This window comes from Myxococcales bacterium, assembly GCA_016703425.1.
Classification (GTDB): domain Bacteria; phylum Myxococcota_A; class Polyangia; order Polyangiales; family Polyangiaceae; genus JADJCA01.
The window spans coordinates 225,145-243,884 of sequence record JADJCA010000009.1 but is presented as its reverse complement, the minus strand read 5'-3'; the positions used below and the strand labels follow the sequence as shown (position 1 = coordinate 243,884).

The 18,740-nt window shown below is 67.5% G+C and carries 21 protein-coding genes; 14 read left to right on the top strand and 7 right to left on the bottom strand.

Going from position 1 to position 18,740, the window contains the following annotated elements; genetic code table 11:
- The first annotated feature begins 53 nt into the window (after window positions 1–53).
- The gene (locus IPG50_18745) at window positions 54–1,232 is read left to right on the top strand and encodes a hypothetical protein (protein ID MBK6694222.1); all 1,179 of its coding nucleotides are present in this window, start codon (window positions 54–56) and stop codon (window positions 1,230–1,232) included.
- A gap of 27 nt (window positions 1,233–1,259) precedes the next feature.
- Here the strand turns inward: IPG50_18745 and IPG50_18740 are convergent, their stop codons facing one another.
- Window positions 1,260–2,123: a hypothetical protein gene (locus IPG50_18740; protein MBK6694221.1), complete on the bottom strand. Its 864-nt coding sequence runs from the start codon at window positions 2,121–2,123 to the stop codon at window positions 1,260–1,262.
- A gap of 152 nt (window positions 2,124–2,275) precedes the next feature.
- Complete coding sequence (locus IPG50_18735) at window positions 2,276–3,364, bottom strand: DUF1704 domain-containing protein (protein MBK6694220.1); 1,089 nt, start codon at window positions 3,362–3,364, stop codon at window positions 2,276–2,278.
- A 115-nt stretch (window positions 3,365–3,479) separates the two neighbouring features.
- On the opposite strand from IPG50_18735, the gene IPG50_18730 reads away from it, so the two are divergent.
- The gene (locus IPG50_18730) at window positions 3,480–4,790 is read left to right on the top strand and encodes a PhoH family protein (GenBank protein MBK6694219.1); all 1,311 of its coding nucleotides are present in this window, start codon (window positions 3,480–3,482) and stop codon (window positions 4,788–4,790) included.
- Between the two features lie 62 nt (window positions 4,791–4,852).
- Here IPG50_18730 and IPG50_18725 read toward each other — a convergent pair whose 3' ends face one another.
- Both IPG50_18725 and IPG50_18720 read right to left on the bottom strand, forming a co-directional pair.
- Window positions 4,853–5,161, bottom strand: a complete 309-nt coding sequence (locus IPG50_18725; protein ID MBK6694218.1) for a hypothetical protein — start codon at window positions 5,159–5,161, stop codon at window positions 4,853–4,855.
- A gap of 57 nt (window positions 5,162–5,218) precedes the next feature.
- Window positions 5,219–6,271, bottom strand: coding sequence for a hypothetical protein (locus IPG50_18720; protein MBK6694217.1), 1,053 nt, complete (start codon window positions 6,269–6,271; stop codon window positions 5,219–5,221).
- A 163-nt stretch (window positions 6,272–6,434) separates the two neighbouring features.
- Between IPG50_18720 and IPG50_18715 the strand changes: the two genes are divergently transcribed.
- The 10 genes from IPG50_18715 to secF all read left to right on the top strand — a co-directional run bounded on the left by IPG50_18715 (window position 6,435) and on the right by secF (window position 14,840).
- Window positions 6,435–6,965, top strand: a complete 531-nt coding sequence (locus IPG50_18715) for a hypothetical protein (protein ID MBK6694216.1) — start codon at window positions 6,435–6,437, stop codon at window positions 6,963–6,965.
- Window positions 6,962–7,399 (top strand): hypothetical protein, encoded by a 438-nt coding sequence (locus tag IPG50_18710; GenBank protein ID MBK6694215.1) that lies wholly within the window; start codon window positions 6,962–6,964, stop codon window positions 7,397–7,399. The genes IPG50_18715 and IPG50_18710 overlap by 4 nt, the downstream gene beginning before the upstream one ends.
- Window positions 7,389–8,243 (top strand): SUMF1/EgtB/PvdO family nonheme iron enzyme, encoded by an 855-nt coding sequence (locus IPG50_18705; GenBank protein ID MBK6694214.1) that lies wholly within the window; start codon window positions 7,389–7,391, stop codon window positions 8,241–8,243. Before IPG50_18710 ends, IPG50_18705 begins: the two co-directional genes overlap by 11 nt.
- Window positions 8,222–8,632 carry a hypothetical protein gene (locus IPG50_18700; protein ID MBK6694213.1) on the top strand — a complete coding sequence of 137 codons (411 nt, stop codon included), beginning with the start codon at window positions 8,222–8,224 and terminating at the stop codon, window positions 8,630–8,632. The genes IPG50_18705 and IPG50_18700 overlap by 22 nt, the downstream gene beginning before the upstream one ends.
- Window positions 8,633–8,762: 130 nt before the next feature.
- Window positions 8,763–9,665 (top strand): hypothetical protein, encoded by a 903-nt coding sequence (locus IPG50_18695; GenBank protein MBK6694212.1) that lies wholly within the window; start codon window positions 8,763–8,765, stop codon window positions 9,663–9,665.
- A gap of 126 nt (window positions 9,666–9,791) precedes the next feature.
- Complete coding sequence (locus IPG50_18690) at window positions 9,792–10,262, top strand: hypothetical protein (protein ID MBK6694211.1); 471 nt, start codon at window positions 9,792–9,794, stop codon at window positions 10,260–10,262.
- Window positions 10,263–10,422: 160 nt separating this feature from the next.
- Window positions 10,423–10,770 carry a hypothetical protein gene (locus tag IPG50_18685; protein MBK6694210.1) on the top strand — a complete coding sequence of 116 codons (348 nt, stop codon included), beginning with the start codon at window positions 10,423–10,425 and terminating at the stop codon, window positions 10,768–10,770.
- A gap of 386 nt (window positions 10,771–11,156) precedes the next feature.
- Window positions 11,157–11,576 (top strand): preprotein translocase subunit YajC, encoded by a 420-nt coding sequence (locus IPG50_18680; protein ID MBK6694209.1) that lies wholly within the window; start codon window positions 11,157–11,159, stop codon window positions 11,574–11,576.
- Window positions 11,576–13,588 carry a protein translocase subunit SecD gene (gene secD / locus IPG50_18675; GenBank protein MBK6694208.1) on the top strand — a complete coding sequence of 671 codons (2,013 nt, stop codon included), beginning with the start codon at window positions 11,576–11,578 and terminating at the stop codon, window positions 13,586–13,588. The genes IPG50_18680 and secD overlap by 1 nt, the downstream gene beginning before the upstream one ends.
- A 13-nt stretch (window positions 13,589–13,601) precedes the next feature.
- Window positions 13,602–14,840, top strand: coding sequence for a protein translocase subunit SecF (gene secF / locus IPG50_18670; GenBank protein MBK6694207.1), 1,239 nt, complete (start codon window positions 13,602–13,604; stop codon window positions 14,838–14,840).
- 84 nt (window positions 14,841–14,924) lie between these two features.
- Here secF and IPG50_18665 read toward each other — a convergent pair whose 3' ends face one another.
- On the bottom strand, window positions 14,925–15,506 hold the full coding sequence (locus IPG50_18665) for a hypothetical protein (GenBank protein MBK6694206.1): 582 nt from the start codon (window positions 15,504–15,506) through the stop codon (window positions 14,925–14,927).
- Window positions 15,507–15,699: 193 nt separating this feature from the next.
- Between IPG50_18665 and IPG50_18660 the strand changes: the two genes are divergently transcribed.
- Entirely contained in the window at window positions 15,700–16,170 is a 471-nt protein-coding gene (locus IPG50_18660) for an acyl-CoA thioesterase (GenBank protein MBK6694205.1), read from the top strand.
- Between the two features lie 14 nt (window positions 16,171–16,184).
- Complete coding sequence (locus IPG50_18655; GenBank protein MBK6694204.1) at window positions 16,185–16,703, top strand: tetratricopeptide repeat protein; 519 nt, start codon at window positions 16,185–16,187, stop codon at window positions 16,701–16,703.
- A gap of 148 nt (window positions 16,704–16,851) precedes the next feature.
- Here IPG50_18655 and IPG50_18650 read toward each other — a convergent pair whose 3' ends face one another.
- Both IPG50_18650 and IPG50_18645 read right to left on the bottom strand, forming a co-directional pair.
- Window positions 16,852–17,400 carry a hypothetical protein gene (locus IPG50_18650; GenBank protein MBK6694203.1) on the bottom strand — a complete coding sequence of 183 codons (549 nt, stop codon included), beginning with the start codon at window positions 17,398–17,400 and terminating at the stop codon, window positions 16,852–16,854.
- A 110-nt stretch (window positions 17,401–17,510) separates the two neighbouring features.
- The gene (locus IPG50_18645) at window positions 17,511–18,683 is read right to left on the bottom strand and encodes a cystathionine gamma-synthase (protein MBK6694202.1); all 1,173 of its coding nucleotides are present in this window, start codon (window positions 18,681–18,683) and stop codon (window positions 17,511–17,513) included.
- Between the last annotated feature and the right edge of the window lie 57 nt (window positions 18,684–18,740).

The following is an 18,740-nucleotide window of genomic DNA, read 5'->3' as shown; positions in this document are numbered from 1 at the left end:
CTCTCTCTAGGCTTTCGCGCGCCGCTGTTGCGCTGATCGTCGTATGCGCTCCCATGTCCGGATGCGCCGATAGCGACGATGCACGCGACGACGTCAACTTTGGCAGTACCCAGCAATCCCTCTGCGGCTCCAAGCTCGGCCATCGGATCACGCACTTCGGTACATCCGAGTTCTATTTCTCAACGCCGAAGCTGTATCAAAGCTGGTTTCTGGTCGATACGTGTACCGGGGCGCTCGTAAACAGCGGTACCCCGTGGACGCCAATTACGGTTGCCGCGAATGGTCGCGCGTTCGGACCGCACGTGCTCACCATGGGCGTAGGGATGTCTTCGTGGGACAAGAACTTCCGGCGCGACGCGTTCTACATTTCCGATACCGGTTCGGTAGCCCATGTCTTCAGCAACGATCGCGGTTCCAACTGGGGTGCGGACGATTGGGGCGCCCCCTCCGGCTACAACTTGTATGGCCAGATGGGGGTGGCGTCCTGGGGATCCGGACGTGTCGATGTCTTCGTTTTGGGAAAGACGGGCTCGCTAAGCTCGACCGACGCGACGGGGAACAGCCTCTTCCATCGGTCGTGGGATAACGGCTCCTTCTCAGCGTGGAAAAACGTTGGTTCCGCTCCGTACGTGTTCAATGCACCCTCGTCATCGACACAGGACGTCGGCGTCTCTGCCGTGTCGTGGGGCCCCAACCGGATCGACGTTTTCGCAAGAGGCTACGGTTCAACGCTAGCGCACTGGTACTCAACGAATGGCACCTCGTTCGGCTCAGACACTTGGCCGACGGGGTACGCGCCTTTCAATGCACCGGATGTCGCCTCTTGGGGCGACCAACGCCTCGATGTCTACTACGAGCGGTACACAGTGGCGGCGCCGGTGGTCACCGACCAGCTGAAGCATCTCTGGTGGGACCATGGAGGATCTGCCGAGGACGACTGGGGCACGCACAACGCGGCTTGCTCGCCTTACCCCTTGGCAGGCACGCGCACCGGGCTGCTGGGCGCCGCGGCCACAACCCTGCCTACCGGCGTTTGGATCGCCCCGTCTTGGTCGTGTGGGGTCAACTCAGGAAACAACTCGCCGCTCTATCAGTTCCACCACCGGTGGACTAACGCCGGCGGGAGCACCGTTCACGCATGGCAGGAGGTCACGCCAAGCCTTGCATCAGTGTCGGGCATGTTTGCCTTCTCAGCCTTCGGCGATGGTGCCGTCGTGGTCAGCGACCTCTAGGTCGTCGTCGGCGCCAATGAGGGAGCTTCACCGTCGCGGGCGCGTCGCCGCACTGGGCGGACGCGCCGCGGCCGGCTGAGCCGGCGCGCCCACGCGCGGGGGCTCCGGCGGCATGTAAGGGTCCTCCATGCGGACGCCCGGATCTTCACCGAGCACGTTCGTCGCCGTTCCGTCGGCGGCGATGCGTCGCCCCGCGATGGGCGCGCCCTCGGGCCCTTGCAGGCCCGAGGTTCCGGCGCCGGTGAAGCCGAAGGCGCCGGTCACGGTGATGTGGGGGGCGAGCCGCGAGAAGGCCTCCAAGAAGTCGCCCCATGGGTATTGCCCGAAGGCCAGGTTGCAGGCCTGAAAGACGATGCGTCCGCCCGGCTCGATGCATCGCCCAAGGCGCGTGGCGAGCTCGCGCTCGCGGGCGTTCGCGGCGAGCGAGCGCGCCGACACCAGCTCGCCTCGTCGCCCCAAGATGAGCGACCCCGCGCGCCGCACGTCGTTGCCACGGCCGTAGAAGTCTCGGCGGCCTTGCGCTTCCGGCGCGTCGCTCTCTTCGAAGGCGACGCGCGCCTGCTGCGCCGCATCGTCATCCTCGTCGGGCGTCCCCCAACGGCCCATGACACCGCTTCCGTGGCACGCGATCTCGAGCTCGTCGATGGGCCGCTCCCTCTGGTAGCGCTCGACGAGCGCCACCAGCTCCGCGAAGCCGCCAGGCCGATCGTTGCCGTTGGTGGCGCGGCGAGCCTCCACGGGGGCTTCCTCCTTGCCCATGACGTCGTCGAAGGCGTTGACGATAACCTTGCGCGGCGGCAGTCGCGGCGTCGCCGCTGGGGTGCAGGTGCCGCAACTGCTCGGCGTCGACGTCTGCCGCGGGGGACCTTGCCAGGGGCGTCGTTCGGACATGGCCCGCACGAAGGAAGTTTCGTGCCGCTTGAGCCCCTCGCGGCGTGTGACCACGGCCCTGCAATGACTCGGAAACGCTCCCTGCTTCCCGCGAGCGTAGGCCGCGCGCGGCTGCCCAATGTGCCTCCACGTTGCCGGGATGCTGGGGCCGATCACCCTTCGCGGGCGCGGCGAAGCGTAGTCACGGCGTCGATGGATACCTGTCCGCTCGCCAAGATGGGCTCATCTTCCGGATGCGCCGCAAGGCGTGCTTCAACCCGTGCGAGCGCCTCCAGGTAGACAACCTCTCGTCCCAGGCCCGCGCCCTTGCCGTCGCCGCCGCGGTAGGTTCGCTCCGCGATACGAAGCGCGTCGTTTAGCGGTGAGCCGCTCTCGAGGAGCGCCGTCGTGCACTCCGCGAAGTCGGCGCCGCCGCGCATCGTGACAACGGCCCGGTGGCGCGCCGAGAGCTCGCGCGCGCGTGCGCCCCGCAGGAAGCCGGCACGGCGTTCGAGGAGGAGCGCGTAACCTTCTTGGTCGTCGGCGCCGTGAGCGGTGCCGAGCGCAAAGAGCGCGAGCGACGCCTTTGAGGCGCGATGCCGCGGCAGCGCGTGGCCCTCGATCTCGTGGAGCGTCGTGCGCCGCGCGGCCTCGTCGGTGAGCCGTCGCCCCACAGCCACGAGCACCACGCCGTCGCCGGTGGCGGCGAGCGGGAGAAGGCCCTCGCGGAGCTCGACGCGAAACGCCATCCGATGCGCGCCGATGGCGGCGCGAAGGCGTGAAGCCAGCGACGCTGGCTCGTCGCCGTCGCTCGTGCAGGTGGGCTCGGATGTCTCGTCACTGCGCTCGTCGGCGAGCGAGGCCGCGAGCTTCGCACCAGCGACGCCGTCGCTGGGAAATCGAAGCGCCGCGCGTTCGCCGAAGCCGGGCCGACCGACGGCCTCGATGAGCGCGACCTCCTGCGCTAGCTCATCTGTCCGCGCCCGATAGAGCTCGGCGAGTGGTTCTTCGCGGACGGTCGCGGCAAGCGCCGCATCGACGCGGCTCAACGACGCGCGGAGCGAAGCCACGTCGGCGCGCGTGTATCGCCACGAGGGGAGCGAGCGCTCGCCACGAGCAAACACAAGGGCCAGGCGCTCGTGCTCCTCGGCGCGATTGAGCGGCGTGACGGCGCCGAGCAGGCCCACGCGCCGGACCGCATCGCGAAGCGTTCGATCCAGGTCAGGGGCGAGACCAGGGAAGGGGGCCACCACGAGCACCACGATTCCACTCTCGCGGTCCGTCGTCGATGAAAACAGGGCTTCGTGACACGCCGAAGCCCTCGACGCGGCAACGACGCTAACGATAGTCTCACCCCGCCCTTTGGGCTCTACCCCCATGCGCAAGAACTACGTCCTCGACACCAACATCCTCCTCCACGATCCGCGGGCGATTTTTCGCTTCGAAGACAACAACGTCATCATCCCGATTTATTGCATCGAGGAGGTTGACCAGTTCAAACGCGAGGGTTCGGAGCGAGGGCGCAACGCGCGCTCCATCGCGCGCATCCTGGACGAGCTCCGTGAGCAAGAGGGCTCGCTGTCGAAGGGCGTGCCGCTGAAGAGCGGAGGCACGCTCCGCGTAGCCGTGCCGGCGAAGCGCCCGGAGCTCCCGAGCGCCATCGACAAAGCCGCGATGGATAACGCCATCTTGCAGACCGCCTTCGACATCCGTGAGGCCGACCCGGCGAGCCCCGCGATCTTCGTCACGATGGACACGAACCTCCGCATCCGCGCCGACGCCCTCGGCATGATGGCGGAGAACTACGAGAACATGCGCGTCGAGGTCGACGAGCTCGGCACCGGCGTGCGCGAGATTGACATCGATCGCGCGAGCATCGACGCCTTCTTTCACGAAGGTCGCCTCTCGGCGAAGAACTTCGAGAACATGGGCGCGAACCTCTGCGTCCTGCTCCGCGATCGCGAAAACCCCAGCCACACGGCGCTCGGCCGCTACGACGCCAACCGCGGCGAAATCATGGCGCTGCGCACGCCGCGCGAGGGCGTCATCGGTGTCCGGCCGCGCAACAAGGAGCAGAGCTTCGCCCTCGATCTCTTGCTCGACGAAAATATTCGTCTCGTCACGCTCGTCGGCAAAGCCGGCACCGGCAAGACGCTCCTCGCCATCGCGGCGGGCCTGAAGCGCACCGTCGAAGACGGGCAATACACGCGCCTCTTGGTCTCGCGGCCCATCATGCCGCTCGGTCGCGATCTCGGGTTTTTGCCCGGCGATGTGGACGAGAAGCTCAACCCGTGGATGCAGCCCATCTTCGACAACCTCGAGTTCCTCTTCAGCGGTTCGCGCAAGGGGCCGCGCGCCTACGCCGAGCTGCTCGAGAGCGGGCAGATTCAGGTCGAGCCGCTCACGTACATTCGCGGTCGGTCGCTGCCGCAGCAGTTCATGATCGTCGACGAAGCGCAGAACCTCACGCCGCACGAGGTGAAGACGATCATCACGCGCTCCGGCGATGGAACGAAGATCGTGCTCACGGGCGATCCGAACCAGATCGACAACCCCTACGTCGACAGCGCGTCGAACGGCCTCACCATTGCCGCCGATCGCTTCCGCGGCGAGAAGGTCGCGGGGCACATCGTCCTGGCGAAGGGCGAGCGCAGCGAGCTCGCGGAGATCGCGGCGAACCTCTTGTAGAGGCGTCTTCCAGGCGCTTGCGGGGATTCTCTTGAGGCTGAAAGCGCCGCGGGCGGTTCCGCCTACCGCCCGCCGTCGCGCGCCACGAAACACCCAAAGTCATCGCCGTGCGACTGCGCATGGACGCACTTGGCGTCCGGCCCTAGCGCCTTGCAGTCGCCGTCGACCTTGCAGCGCCGCAGGCACTGGTATTCGCCCGGCAGCGTCATGAGCAAGCAGCTGTCGCCCGTTCCGCAGACGCGTTTGGGCGACGACTTGTCGTCGTAAATCGACGTGCAGACCTGACCGGTTGCGACGACGCTGACCGGACGTCGATCGCACCCGACGACGAGAACGAGCAGCGCGAGCCCCACGGCAGCGGAGAGCTTCATGAGCGTGGAGCATAGCCGGTCGCGTCGGACTCCACCGGGCGGCGCAACGCGCGCTGGCTAACGCGGCGGTGTGTCGCATGTCAGCTCATAGAGAACCCCGGGTTTGCGTGCGCGGCCGACGACCGTCGGGCCCGGCCTTCGGCAGCGCTCTGTGACTTCAGGCAAACACCAGCCGGGCGTCGTTTCCGCCGCGGGAGCCGCCTCGTCGCAGGCGCCCTCGGCCAGTTCGAGCGCGTCCACGTCGCACGCGGCTAGCCCCGCTCCGTCTGTGCCCGTGATGCCGGTGGCCGAGGGGCGCCAGCCGCGCTCGGGCTCGCAACGGGAACCTTCGGGGATGAGCACGCGCACGGCGCACCTCGCCGGTGGCGTATCGGCCGCGGAGCGGCACACCCTCCACCAGCCATCCGCCCACGCCGGAGCAAGCCTCAGGTCCTCGCAAGAGGCGAGGATGTTGGTGTCGATACCCTGCCGCTCAACCCACGCGGCGAGCCGCGGGGCCACCCGCGGGGCGACTGCGCATCGATTGCTAGGTCCTTGCGGCAGGACCACCGTCCACTCTCTGCTGGAGTGGTAGCCCGCTCCTTCAGCGGCCGAGTCGTCGGTTGTCGTTGCCAGCACGACGCGTGGCGACCCGGCTTCGTGCAAGCGTGCCGTTCGCTCCAAGAGCGCGTCGAGGAAGCCGCTCGTCGCCGCGACCGTAGGGGCGCGGTCAATGGCGCGCTCGACGGCGGAGCGGAACAGCTCTCCCTGTTCGGAGCTCGCGACGTTCTCGTGCCATACGAGGTCAGGGGTGTCCGCGCTTCCCCGTGACCAGGTATCGCTGCCGTCGAACGCGACGACGAGCGCCGTCACGTTGACCGCGCCGCGCCCCTCGACCAAGTCTTGTACAAAGCCACGCGTCGCATCCTTGAGCGCGCCGCGCAATTCGCGACCGGCTGGCGTGTCCGGCACGTTGAGCGCGAGCACAAGCGGCATTGCACTAGTCCACGGCTCCTGGACGAAGGTGACCCACTGGTTGAGTCGCCCCGCGGGCACCGTGTCCCGTTCGCTCGACGGAATGCCGCAGGCGGCGAGGGAAAGGAGCACCCACGTCCCGAGCCTTGCGCGCATCGCCCGCCTCGAAGCACGCGCCGTACCGACGCACGCGCGCGGTCGTTTCCGCTGGATTTGCCACGACACGACTCTGCCGACGGCCCGCGGTTGGCTCCCCGCCAACCGAGGTGACGATCGCTCGGCCCTACTCACGGCGTCCGGCATCCCTTATGGTGATCGCGTGGCTTCCAACGCGCTCGCCTCGTTCGTCGCGCTCGCGCTCCTCGTGGCTGCGACGGGCTGCTCGTCGGTGCGCGCAAGCGGCGTGGCCACCGGCCCCACGCGTCTCCCGCCGCGCCTCGGGCCCGTCGCTGTTTACGCTGCCGGCTACCCCGTCGGAGGCACCGACTTGGGCGTCGTGCAGGTCCGCGCCTCCCAGAGCGAGGCCACCATTGACACGCTGCTGCCGGTCTTTGTCCGTAAGGTCGCCCAGCTGGGCGGCAACGCCGCGGTCATTGAGAAGGTCGAGGCGCGCTTCGAGGTCTCGACGCACACCCACGTCGAGTCGTACACGTACCCGTGCGGCTTCTACACCTGCATCGGCACGCGCTCCTATCCCGTTGCCGGCGAAGTCATGACGCTCGTGATGCAAGGGCGAGCCGTGACCGTGCCCGCCTCCACACCCGAATCGACGCTGGCCACGCCGCCGCCTCCGGGCGGCGCCGCACCGGCGCCATCCTCGCCCGCGACGCAACCCGGAGTTGGCCTGTGAGGGGGCGCGTTCAAAAGGCGGTCGGCATCCTCGGCGTCGCCGCGCTCGCGCTCGCGTCAACGGCCTGCGGTTACACGGAGCTTCACGAGGCGCTTCTTCGCCCGGCGAGCGCGCCCACGAACCGCGTCGAGATCTACTTGGGCGACACGTTGCCGCCGCGACCCTTTTACGAGGTCGCCCTCGTCCAAGTGCTCGGCTACGGCAGCGACGCCGATGTCGAAGATCTCAACGGGGCGCTCCAAGCTCGCGGGCGCGGTCTCGGATGCGACGGTCTCGTGCGCGTCCGCTTCGACCTCGGTCGGTCCATCGGGCAAGGGTACGGCGTGTGCGTCCGCTGGGCCGAAGCCCAACATGGCACCGTCATCACGACGCCAGCTCGCGTCCCGCCCCCCGACGCGCCTCGCGAAGGCACCTCCAAAGAGCATGGCCTCTGAGCGACTCTTGCGAGCCGCGCCGACGCTCCTGTTCGGCCTGTCGGCCCTTGCGTTGGCGGTTCCAGCTCGCGGCGAGGAGTCCGACGATGACGACAGCGAGGCCGACGCGCGGGCTCCGCTCGTGTCGTTGCCGCCACCGCCCGTCTCCGTCTCCAAGGACGGGATGATCGGCATTCCTGCGGCGACCTTCGCCATGGGCTCGAGCGACGCTTCGTCACCGCCGAACGAACGCCCGCCGCAGCTCGTCACCGTCAAGACGTTCCTCATCGATCGCACGGAGGTCACGGTGGGGGCCTATCGAGCGTGCGTAACGGAGGGCCGCTGCGCGGCGCCGAAGCGATCCAGTGCAACCTGCACGTATGAGCGAGGCGACGCCGAATTGCCAGTCAATTGCGTGACCTTCGCCGATGCCGACGGCTTCTGTCGCGCCCGCGCCAAGCGGCTCCCGACGGAGGCCGAGTGGGAGCTCGCCGCGCGGGGGCCCTCGCTCCACGCGTTTCCGTGGGGCGCCGCCAAGCCGTCGTGTGCGCTGGCCGTGACGCTGGTCCGCGACACCACGTCGAAGTCGTGCGGCGGCGACGGGCCAACGCGCGTCGGGACACACGCGGCTGGCGCGAGCCCGTTCGGTGTCCTCGACATGAGCGGCAACGTTGAGGAGTGGGTGAGCGACTACTACGCGGAGCACCGCGGGGGCCTTGCGCCGCGTTCTGGAGCGAGTCGCGTCCTGCGCGGCGGCGGATGGCTCTCATGGCCATCGGCCAGCCGAACAACGACGCGAGGCTATGGGTCGGCGCTTGAAGCGGGGCCCAACGTGGGCTTTCGATGCGCGAAAGACTCGCGGTGACCGCCCTCACGCTTCACGAGAGCGCTTCTCCATCCGGTGAGCTCTACAAGGTGTCGCTCGATGTTCGCGAAGGGACGCTGATCATCGTCTGCGGCGCCGAGGCATTCGCCGTCCCCGATGGAGCACTCGCGGCGACGATGGCGCGTTATGGCGGCCCCTTCGATCCCACCGAGCGCGTCGCCGACGCGGGGGTCCTCGCTTTGGGCGCCACCGAGCGGCTGCGCCACGTGCGGCACCTCGCACGCTTCGACGTCGTCGCGCGCGACTTTGTTGTCCACGAGTCGCCAAATCAGGAAGCCCTGTGTGCGCTCGCCACCACGGTGGCGGGGGCTCTTGAGTTCGTCGCTCGCGCGTCAGCCGGGGCGCGGTCCGCGCCGCCGCGTGGATGACGCGACGTGGTGACGACGCTCTGCCCGACGAGGCAACGAGGGGCACTCATCGACCCAGTGGCGTCGAGCTGGGCACCGCGAAATCGCCGCCTCCTCGGAGGCACAATTGGTGCTTCGGGAGAGGGGCGTGATGTCGACTCCCCAATTCACCTTGTCAGCGCTGGCGATCTTCGCGGCGAGCCTGCCCGCGCTCGCCGCCGCCTGTGGCACCGCGGCAACCAACTCACCTCGTAGCGAGCCCCTAGCCGACGGCGCGCCGCCCACGCCTGAGCGCGGTGGGCCCGAGGCATCGCCGCCTGCTTTTCAAGGGGGGCCCATCGGGTGCGCCGGTGATGGCTCCGCCGTCGTCGACGGCGCGTGCCAGGGCTGCGTGGATCTCACGCTCAACATCACTTTCGCGGCCACCAGCGAGCTGACGCTGTTGCCCACCTTCACGCTCGACGGTGAAGGCTTCATCAAGCGCGATGGGCTCCTCCATCGCGTCTTCGCCATGAGTCGCTGGGGAAAGGGGCACGTGGTCGCGCTCGCCGACACGAACGCCGCCGCCGCGCTCTTTCAGGCGGGCGACTTTCGCGGATACCTGGGCGCAAAGGCGAACGCGCGCGTGGCGTCGTTCGGCAACGGGTATTGCGATCCATCTCAGGGGCCGGCCCCCTACACGTTTCCTTCTTGGCTCGAGTACCAGGGGCAGAATCTGCCGCCACGATACTCAGGGCACCCTGACCTGCTCGCCGCCGACTTCGACGCCGTCGTTCTGTGCGGCTTCAGCATTCCGTGGTCCACCAGGTGGGCGGCCGATCTCGAGGCCTTCGCCAAGGTGTACGGGAAGGGTTTCATGGCCGTGACCGAGTTTGGTGGAGGGGCTACGGGGCTCGCCACTGCGAAGGATTTCGCCGAGCTAAACCTCATCACCGAGCTGGCGGGCCTTCGCTTCGAAGACGTTCAGCTGGGCGGCGGCGACAACAAGGGCGACGAAGGCCTCCTCGCCACGACGCTCACGTGCGTTCCCGACTTGCCATTTCAGGTGAAATAGTCGAGAAAACGCCTCGTCACGGGGGCGGCTCCCCGGATCGCACCGGTCCCAGGGCCTCCTCGCATTCGCGTCTCGGCCTTGCGGCAGCAAGCCCGAAACGTTCCCCATGCTACGCCAAGGATACGAATGAAAGCGATCCTCGCCGTCACGCTGTTGCTTGCCACGCCGTTGGTCTCAGGGTGTGCTTCTCACGCGAGTCAGCGGGCCGCCATTGTGCACGCGGATCTCAAACGAGGCGGCGTGTGCTTTGGCTGCGAGGCTCAAGCGAGTCCGCGAGGGGCTGTCGCGCCTCCGTCGACCAACGTCCTTCCGCCCCCGCGCGAAACCTTCCTCGCGATTGGCGACTCCCTTCTGCAAACGCTTGAGCCGCCGGGACCGGAGGATGCGCTCGATCGCGTCGACGCCGAGCTCTTGGCGACGTTTGACGCGTTCGACGTCGGCGACAAGAGCGACCGTGCGGGCCAAGCGGATCAACGCGCGAAGAGCGCAGCGCCGCGGGCTCGCGACGAACGGCCTCTCGTGACCTGGGGCGCCACGCCACCGGCGACCGACGAGGCCGAGTGGGCCATCAAGCGCTACCCCATCGGACGCGAGTAGCGTTCCGGGTTCGCCGCACCCCTACGGGCGCGCCGGAAAGTTACCGCGCTGCCTGCGGTCTGGAGACCTCGCTGAGCCTGGGGCGCATGAGGGCGTGCTCCTCAACATTTTGAAATGACAGAACGGGCGAGCAGGCGCGCCGATTGCTTCGTCGGGCCCCATGCAGGCTCGAGTCATCACCCGGTTGGCCGTTGTTGCGCTCACGGGCGCGCTCTTCTTCACCGGCGGCGTCGCAGGTGCCGCGCCGGCGGGACACCCGACCCCCTCATCGGAGCCGCTGGTGATGCTCGATACCGCGGCGACGGCGACACCCGCGCAAGCAACGGCGCGTCCAAAGAAGGCCAAGGCTACGAAGGCGAAGGGGCCAAGCGCCAAGGGCAAAGCGGCGACTGCACGTCGGGCGCCTCCGAAGGCCGCGAAGGTCGCGGGCGGTCCGTGCACCAACACAGGGCGGGCCGTGGCCCACGGAAAGTCCCGCCCGAAGGCGAAGCCCGTTGCCCGCCGCTGAGGCGCTCGGTCGCTCTGCACCACGCTGGTTAGCTGCCGGCAGGCGCCAACAAGGCGCGGCATCACGCGATTTTGGCGTTCGTTAGCATGCAAAGTAGCGCCCTTCGTGGCGTCGCCCCCCGCCCCCGGGGGTCCCGCGCGTGGCGCCCGCGCCCGCCCAGGGGGCTTGAGCCGCACCCGCGGGAATGCGCCCCCCGCTCGCTCGGTTGCGAAGCCATTGCCCCCGCGCCGCGACGAGGCGTGGGTCCGCCGCCCATTCCACGCCGGCGCCGCGAAGTGCGCGGCAAGCGACGCCTTTTTGGTGGCCGGCTTGACGGGGAGTGCGCCCCCGACTACTTGCCACACCGGCGCCGGCCGTCCGAAAAACCGCTAGAAAAGAGCCCTTCGTTGCACGCGAACCTTTCCTTCTTTCAGAATGTCCCACCGAAGGCCGGAACACCCGGTGTGGTCCAAGAGAGCGCGCCTTCGGGCGCGCCCGGCGGTGCGCCCACCGGACAAGCGCCTCCGCCGCCGAGCATGATCAGCATGCTCTTCCCGTTCCTCATCCTCTTGCCCTTCGTCTGGATGATGTTCCGTCGTCAGAAGAAGGACCAAGCGGCGCGCGCGTCGCTGAAGAAGGGCGATCGCGTCGTCACCCAGGCCGGCCTCGTCGGTGAGCTCGTCGAGCTCGCCGAGCCCGTGAGCAAGCTCAAGATCGCCGCCGGCGTGACCGTCGAGGTCCTGTCCTCGTCGCTCTCGCCGCTCGCTGCGCCGGTCAAGAAGGACGACGTGAAGCTCGACGCCAAAGTCGCCACCGAGAAAAAGTAATGAACACGTCGAAGCGAACTCCGCTCGTCATCATGGTGATCGCGGCGCTCAGCGCCTATGCGTTCTACCAGTCCGATACCTTCTGGGGCATCGTCGTCTGCGCGCTCGCCTTCGTGTGGGCCTCGTTCACGCTCCTGCCGCTCGTCGACGTGGGCTGGCGGTTGCGCCTCGGCTTCGCCGTGTCGCTCTTCATCGGCGCCTTCGTTTGCCTCTGGCCGACGCTCGACAACATGAGCGACGGCAAGATCAAGTGCCCCGCCTACGTGCGCGATCGCATCACCTTCGCCATCGCGCCGGGCCTCGACCTCCGCGGCGGCCTCCGCCTCGTCTACACCGTCGAGGTCGACGAGGCGATCCGCGACAAGCAGCACCGCTTCGCCGACGACATGCGGCAAGAGCTCGCGACGATGTACGGCTTCCACTCGGGGAGCGGGGTCTTGAAGCGCGAAACGACCCAAAAGCTCGCCGAGAAGGCCAAGGTCTCCTTGCCCGAGCCAAACGTCGTGCGCGTCACGTTCAACGACGCCGCCGACGTGGCGAAGCTCGACGACCGCTTCACCAAGAAGTTCGCCTCCGAGCTCTCGCAAGCGCGCGGCCCTGGCGCCGCCGACGTCACCTTCCGCATTCGCTCGGAGGTGGAGTCGCAGATCCGCGAGCGTGCCGTTGCCCAGGCGAAGGACACCGTCAACCGGCGCGTCGACGAGCTCGGCCTCCGCGAGGCGAGCGTCACGACCCGCGACGAAGACATCATCGTCGAGGTACCGGGCCAAGATCAGAAGGCCTTCGAAGAGATCAAGGACATCATCCGCCGCACGGCTCGCCTTGAGTTCAAGATGGTCGACGACGAGGCCGACTTCTTCGGCAAGGCCGTCAACCCGAAGGACGTGCCCGAGAACGTTCGCGTCGAGCGCGAATCGGCGCCCGCCGGGCCCGGCAAGAACGTCGAGTCGCACTACTTGCTCTTCATCAAGAAGACTGACGAGTCGATGCCTGACGCGCTCAAGCGCTTCAAGAAGTGGACAGCCACGCTCCCCGTGCCCGACGACCACCAGATCGGCTACGAGGCGTACCAGCAAGCCGACGAGGTCGGCGGTCCCCTGAAGGACGTCGGCTGGCGAACGCTCTACCTCTACTCGCGCGCGGAGGTCACCGGCGATTACATCAGCGACGCCAGTCGCGCCATCGACTCGCAGAAGACGCCGCCCGAGTACTACGTGGCGCTCACCTTCAGCCCGCAAGGCGCCGACCGCTTCGAAGAGGTCACCGGCGCCAACGTGCAGCGTCGCTTCGCCATCATCCTCGATGACGTCATCGACTCGGCGCCGGTCATCAAGAGCAAGATCGGCGGCGGCCGCGCAAGCATCACCATGGGCGCGGGCGATCCGGAAGACCAGCTGAAGAAGGCCGAGAAGCTCGAGCTCGTGCTGAAGAGCGGCGCGCTCCCGGCGCCCATCACGCCGTCCAACGAGTCGCTCATTGGCCCCACGCTCGGCCGCGACGCCATCGGCGAAGCCGTCAAGGGCGCCGTCGGCGGCTCCGTCCTCGTTCTCGTCTTCATGTTCATCTACTACCGGAAGGCTGGCCTCGTCGCCGACCTGGCGGTGCTCTTCAACATGATGCTCCAGATGGCGCTCCTCGCCTCCTTCAGCGCCACCATGACGCTGCCAGGCATCGCCGGCCTCGCGCTCAGCATCGGCATCGCCATCGACGCCAACGTGCTCATCAACGAGCGCATTCGCGAAGAGCTGCGCGCCGGCCGCTCGGTGCGGCAGGCCGTCGAGTCAGGCTACGAGAAGGCGTTCTCATCGATCTTGGACGGCCACGTCACCGTCTTCATCTCGGCGCTCATCCTCGCGCAGTACGGCACCGGCCCCGTGAAAGGCTTCGCCATCACGCTCATCGTCGGGATCATCTGCAGCATGTACACGGGCGTCTTCGTGACGCGCATCATCTTCGACTGGTGGGCCCGCGGAGCAAAGCTCAAGCGGCTCAGCGTCGGCGCAGAATTCTGATCGGAGCGGGAAAATGGAGTTCTTCAAGCCAGGTCGTCGCTTCGATTTCATGGGTCAACGGAAGTTCTGGATTCCGTTCTCCCTCTTCATCGTCTTTGGGGCGCTCGTCTCGCTCTTCGTGCCGGGGCTCAACTACGGCACCGACTTTCGCGGCGGCACGGAGGTCGAGGTTGGCCTTCTGAAGGCCGTCAACGTCGGCGAGCTCCGCCGCGGCGTCGAGGAGATCGGCTTCCACGCGCCGGACGTCGTTCAGGTGACAGACCTCAAGAACCCAAACCACTTCTTGATCCGCGTCTCCGACGTCACGGCCATCGATGAGCCCGCGAAGGAGAAGCTGAAGAAGGCGCTGTGCCTCACCGAAGATCCGAAGGCGGCGGCCGATGAGGTTGCCTGTCCCGTCGGTGCGCGCGCCACAGAGGTCAAGTTCAGCCTCGGCGGCGACAAGATCCACACGCGCTACGACTCCGAGCCCAACATCGAGAAGATCAAGGCCCAGATCGCCAGCGTGTCGGGCGTCACCATGCGCGCCAGCGCGACGAACCCGCAGATCACCAACCCGCGCGATCATCGCGTCGAAATCCAGCTCCAGTCGAAGGGCGACCAGCTCATCGAGGGGCTGCGAAAGAAGCTCGGCGCCGACGTCGTGCCGGAGCAAGCGCTTCGCATCGAGTGGGTCGGCCCAAAGGCCGGCAAGCAGCTTCGCGACAGCGCCCGCAACGCGGTCACCATCGCGATCTTCTTCATCATGCTCTATGTCGCGGTCCGCTTCGACATGCGCTTCGCGCCGGGCGTCGTCCTCGCCTGCGTTCACGACGCCATGTTCGTCATCGGCGCCTTCGCGCTCCTCCAGAAGGAGTTCACGCTCTCCACCATCGCCGCCGTGCTCACCATCATCGGCTATTCGATGAACGACACCATCGTCGTCTTCGACCGGATCCGCGAGAACCTGTCGAAGCACCGCGGCAAGAGCTTCTACGACATCATCAACCTCAGCGTGTCGGAGACGCTTTCGCGAACGATCCTCACCTCGGGCGCCACGATGCTCAGCGTCTTGGCCTTCTTCATCTGGGGCACGGGCGTCATCAAGGACTTCGCCTTTGCGATGGTCATCGGCATCGTCGCCGGCACGTACTCGAGCATCTACGTCGCGGCGCCGCTCACCGAGTACATCGACAAGCGCGTTCGCGACGGGAGCACGGGCACCAAGCGTCGTCCGCCGGGCCCCCCGGCGGCGCAAGCGGCGCGCGCCTAACGAACCTTCGCCGAGAACGACCGCCGCTGCTCATGCGCGATGCGGCGGCAGCGGCGCTTCCGCAGGGGCCCTGCCGTGAGTCGCCTAGCGCGGCTCGCGGCCGCCGGCGGGCGCAGGGTTGAACCAAACACGATCGGTCGGGCCCTGGCGCATGACGGTGAGCCGCAAGAAGTCGATCTCAAGCATCGCGAAACCGCCGCGGGCCGCCGCGGCGTCGTCGAGCGTGCCGACCTGCGCCCCGAGGGCCAGTCCCAGGCCCCAAGGAGCGCCGAGCGTCACCACCCCCTGAAATGGGTAGCGACCGAAGTCTCCGCCGTTCCACCACCGTCCAACCATTCCGGCGTCGACGGCCACGCCGAACTGGCCACGCGCGAAGCCGCCGGTCGTCGCGCGAAGCGCCAGACCGAGGTCCGTGCCGAGGCTGAAATAGGTGACGGTGCGAAGGAGCCCTCCCACCACGACCGCCGCCCGAGGGCTCGAGCCCACGCCAACGCTGAGCGACAGTGGCGCGACCGTCTCGTCAGCTCCAGTTTTTTCCGAGTGTTGCAGCGCAACGCCGGAGCCCACGCCCAACCACGAGGTGACGTCGGCGCGGGCCACGGAAGGCGTGAGCGCGAACGTTGCTACGCAGGCGGTGCGAACGAGGAAAGTAACGTTGGGACGCACACGCCGCTGCTACCACGACGGCGCGTCGGTGTCTCGAACGGCCTCTTTTCCCGTCTCGCCGCTGGCGACAAGGATTGTGTTCATTCCGTGACGAAGAGGTTCAAAACGGGGCGCGGGCCGACTATGGTCCGCCCCGAGAGTCGCGGAGCCAGGTCGCAAGCCGGCGCCCGCCGACCAAGAGAGGGAAGGGCGCGTGTCGCAAGTATTCGTTCAGCGGTACATCGTCGACGAGAGCGACATCGACTACCTCGGTCACGCGAGCAACATCGCTTACGTGAAATGGGTGCAGGACTCGACGGTGGCGCACTCGGAGGCACGCGGCCTCAGCGTCGAGCGATACAAGGAGCTCGGTGGCATCTTCGTCATTCGCCGCAACTCCATCGACTACCTCCGCTCCGCCGTCCTCGGCGACGAGCTCGAGATTCGCACGCAAGTGACAGCGCTCGTGGGCGCCAAGGCTGAACGCCTCACCGAGTTCGTGCGCGTCAAAGACGGAGCGCTCATCGCCCGCGCCGAAACGACTTGGGTCTTCTTCGACTACGGCATCGGCCGTCCGGTCCGCGTGCCGACCTGGGTTCGTGAGGCCTTCGGCGTTGCGCCCGTGGTTCGGTCACGGAGCCTCAGCCCCGTCGGCGCGTCCGGCGTCGCCGCACACGCGTCCTGATTGCGGGGCGGCCGATGCGCAAGTCCGAGGAAGAGCTCCGCGACGCGGCCGCGTGGGAGGCCATCGAAGAGGCGACGGAGCTTCTCCAGGAGGAGCGCACGCGCGAGTCCCTCGTCGCTCTGCGCGACGTCCTCAAGGCCGATCCTCGCAACCACTACGCCTTCTACTACCTCGGCGTGGCGCTCTTCGAGTCGGGCGAGGCCGAAGCGGCCCGCGACGCGTACCTCGCCTGCCTGAAGCTCGCACCACATCACCTCAACGCGCGCGTGGCACTCACCCATGTGCTTCGAGGCCTTGGCGCCCTCAAGGACGCGCTCATGCAGGGCATGTCGGCGCTGCAGGAGGCCCCCAGCGACGCCAAGGTGCTTCACGCCCTGGGCCTCGTGTACCTCGCGCGCGGCGACTCGCTCGCGGCCAAGAAGTACCTCGAGGCGTTTCTCGCCGCGGGGCCCGAGTTTGAAGTGGCCGTCGAGGTGCGCGAGCTGCTCGCCGGTCTCGGGCTCGGTGTGCTCCCGAAGATCGAAGACGACTAGACCGCTAGACCGCTTTCGATTTCAGGCGATCTCAGCGTTGGCGCCTGCGGTCCGGTGCTCAAAGCCAGAAAGGCTGTTCCGCTCCGGTCCTCGGCGCCGCCTTGACCTCGCCTGAACTTGAAACCGGTCTAGCTTCGCTGCGCGCCGCCTACTGGTCGCAGGTCTCGAACTTGAATTCCGCGGTGCCGAGGCACGTGCGGTCTTGGCCGCCCTGGAAGGACGCCTTCGGGCACGAGATCTTGCCCCAGACGCGGCCCGCGGCGACGCCCTGCTGACCTTCGTAGGTCACGGTGCAGTCGTCCTGGCGGAAGGTTCCGGTGTCGCCGCGGGTGAACGAGCCGCGAATCTTCGGCTGTTCGCCAGAAGCCTTGAAGAAGCCCGACACGGTGAAGCTCCCGCGGCGTTCGAGCGACGCGCTGGCGGCCACGCGGAAGCCGTCGGCTTCAGGCACAACGGAGCAGGAGGTCGTGACTTGCGACTCGCTCTGCATGGTGCCGCTCTCGACCCCTGCCTCCGGCTTGCCGAGGCTGAGCCACTCTTCCGTGGTCAGCTTGCAGCGCGTCGAGTCGTTGACGTCCTTGTCGACGCCGGGGCCGATCTGCGCGTAGACGAACGCTTTCGGCGGCGACGGAGTGTCGTCAGAGCAGCCGAGGGCCGAGACGGAAGCGAGCACGAGCGCGAAGAGCGGAAAGCGCATGATGGCGCACTATACAGCCAGTTGTGCCGCCAGGCCCGCCGTTTTTGCCGCTTCGGAGCGCGTCGCTGGGCGGCCGGCGGAGGTGGGAGCCGCCTCGTGCCGCTGCTCGATCAGGTGGCCTTCGCCGCTCGGAAGCCGCCTTCGAGGTCGGCGCGGAGGTCATCGACGTTCTCGATGCCGACGGACAAGCGGATGAAGCCGTCGCCGATGCCGAGCGCCTTGCGCGCCTCCGCCGTGAGGCTCGCGTGCGTCATGATCGACGGTAGCTCGGCGAGCGACTCGACGCCCCCGAGGCTCTCCGCGAGCGTGAAGATCTCGAGGGTCTTCAAGAATGCCCGCGACGCCGGAAGGCCGCCCTTGAGGTCGAAGCTGATCATGCCGCCGGGACCCTTCATCTGGCGCTCGGCGACGGCGCGTCCCGGGTGGCTATCAAGGCCGGGGTAGTGGACGCGTTCAACCTGCGGATGAGCGACGAGCCACGAGGCGAGCGTCTTGGCGCTCTCCACGTGCTGCCGCATGCGAACACCGAGCGTCTTGATGCCGCGCAGGGTCATGTAGCAGTCGAAGGGGCTCGGCACGCCGCCAACGGACTTTTGGATGAAGTGAAGCCGCTCCGCCAACGCGTCGTCGTTCACGACGATGGCGCCGCCGATCACGTCCGAGTGACCGTTTAGGTACTTGGTCGTCGAGTGCACCGCGAAGGTGGCGCCGAGGTCGAGCGGGCGCTGCAGCATCGGCGTCGCAAAGGTGTTGTCGACGGCGAGCCAGAGGTTGGCCTTCTTCGCGACGTCGGCGATGGCGGCGATGTCGAAGATCTTGAGCATCGGGTTGGAGGGCGTTTCCATCCAAACGAGGCGCGTGTTCGGCCGGATGGCTTCGCGGACCTTGGCCGCGTCGGTCATGTCGAGGAAGGTCGACTCGATGCCGAACTGTTTGACGACCTTGTCGAAGATGCGAAACGTGCCGCCGTAGACGTCGTCGCCCACGAGCACGTGGTCTCCGCTCTTCAAGAGCAAGAGGAGGTTCGTGGTGGCGGCGCAGCCGCTGCCGGTCGCGATGCCGTGCTTTCCGCCCTCGAGAGCCGCTAGGCATTCTTCGAGCGACGTGCGCGTGGGGTTGCCTGCGCGCGAGTAGTCGTACGGACCGTAGAGCTCACCGGGGCCCTTCTGCGCGAAGGTGCTCGAAAGCACGATGGGGGGCATGACCGCACCGCTGATGGGGTCGGGCGCCTGCCCCGCGTGAATCGCCAACGTATCGAGCCCGAAGGAACGCGTGCTGCTCATGGTCGACCTCTCCGTCACGTTGCGTGATTCGCCCCGCGCAGCGCTATGTAGCAAAGC

Excerpts from the sequence above, each read along its gene's own strand:
- IPG50_18745 (MBK6694222.1), top strand. The coding sequence starts at position 54 with ATGTCCGGATGCGCCGATAGCGACGATGCACGCGACGACGTCAACTTT.
- IPG50_18740 (MBK6694221.1), bottom strand. The coding sequence starts at position 2,123 with ATGTCCGAACGACGCCCCTGGCAAGGTCCCCCGCGGCAGACGTCGACG.
- IPG50_18730 (MBK6694219.1), top strand. The coding sequence starts at position 3,480 with ATGCGCAAGAACTACGTCCTCGACACCAACATCCTCCTCCACGATCCG.
- IPG50_18725 (MBK6694218.1), bottom strand. The coding sequence starts at position 5,161 with ATGAAGCTCTCCGCTGCCGTGGGGCTCGCGCTGCTCGTTCTCGTCGTC.
- IPG50_18720 (MBK6694217.1), bottom strand. The coding sequence starts at position 6,271 with ATGCGCGCAAGGCTCGGGACGTGGGTGCTCCTTTCCCTCGCCGCCTGC.
- IPG50_18705 (MBK6694214.1), top strand. The coding sequence starts at position 7,389 with ATGGCCTCTGAGCGACTCTTGCGAGCCGCGCCGACGCTCCTGTTCGGC.
- IPG50_18700 (MBK6694213.1), top strand. The coding sequence starts at position 8,222 with ATGCGCGAAAGACTCGCGGTGACCGCCCTCACGCTTCACGAGAGCGCT.
- IPG50_18695 (MBK6694212.1), top strand. The coding sequence starts at position 8,763 with ATGTCGACTCCCCAATTCACCTTGTCAGCGCTGGCGATCTTCGCGGCG.
- IPG50_18690 (MBK6694211.1), top strand. The coding sequence starts at position 9,792 with ATGAAAGCGATCCTCGCCGTCACGCTGTTGCTTGCCACGCCGTTGGTC.
- IPG50_18685 (MBK6694210.1), top strand. The coding sequence starts at position 10,423 with ATGCAGGCTCGAGTCATCACCCGGTTGGCCGTTGTTGCGCTCACGGGC.
- secD (MBK6694208.1), top strand. The coding sequence starts at position 11,576 with ATGAACACGTCGAAGCGAACTCCGCTCGTCATCATGGTGATCGCGGCG.
- secF (MBK6694207.1), top strand. The coding sequence starts at position 13,602 with ATGGAGTTCTTCAAGCCAGGTCGTCGCTTCGATTTCATGGGTCAACGG.
- IPG50_18655 (MBK6694204.1), top strand. The coding sequence starts at position 16,185 with ATGCGCAAGTCCGAGGAAGAGCTCCGCGACGCGGCCGCGTGGGAGGCC.
- IPG50_18650 (MBK6694203.1), bottom strand. The coding sequence starts at position 17,400 with ATGCGCTTTCCGCTCTTCGCGCTCGTGCTCGCTTCCGTCTCGGCCCTC.
- IPG50_18645 (MBK6694202.1), bottom strand. The coding sequence starts at position 18,683 with ATGAGCAGCACGCGTTCCTTCGGGCTCGATACGTTGGCGATTCACGCG.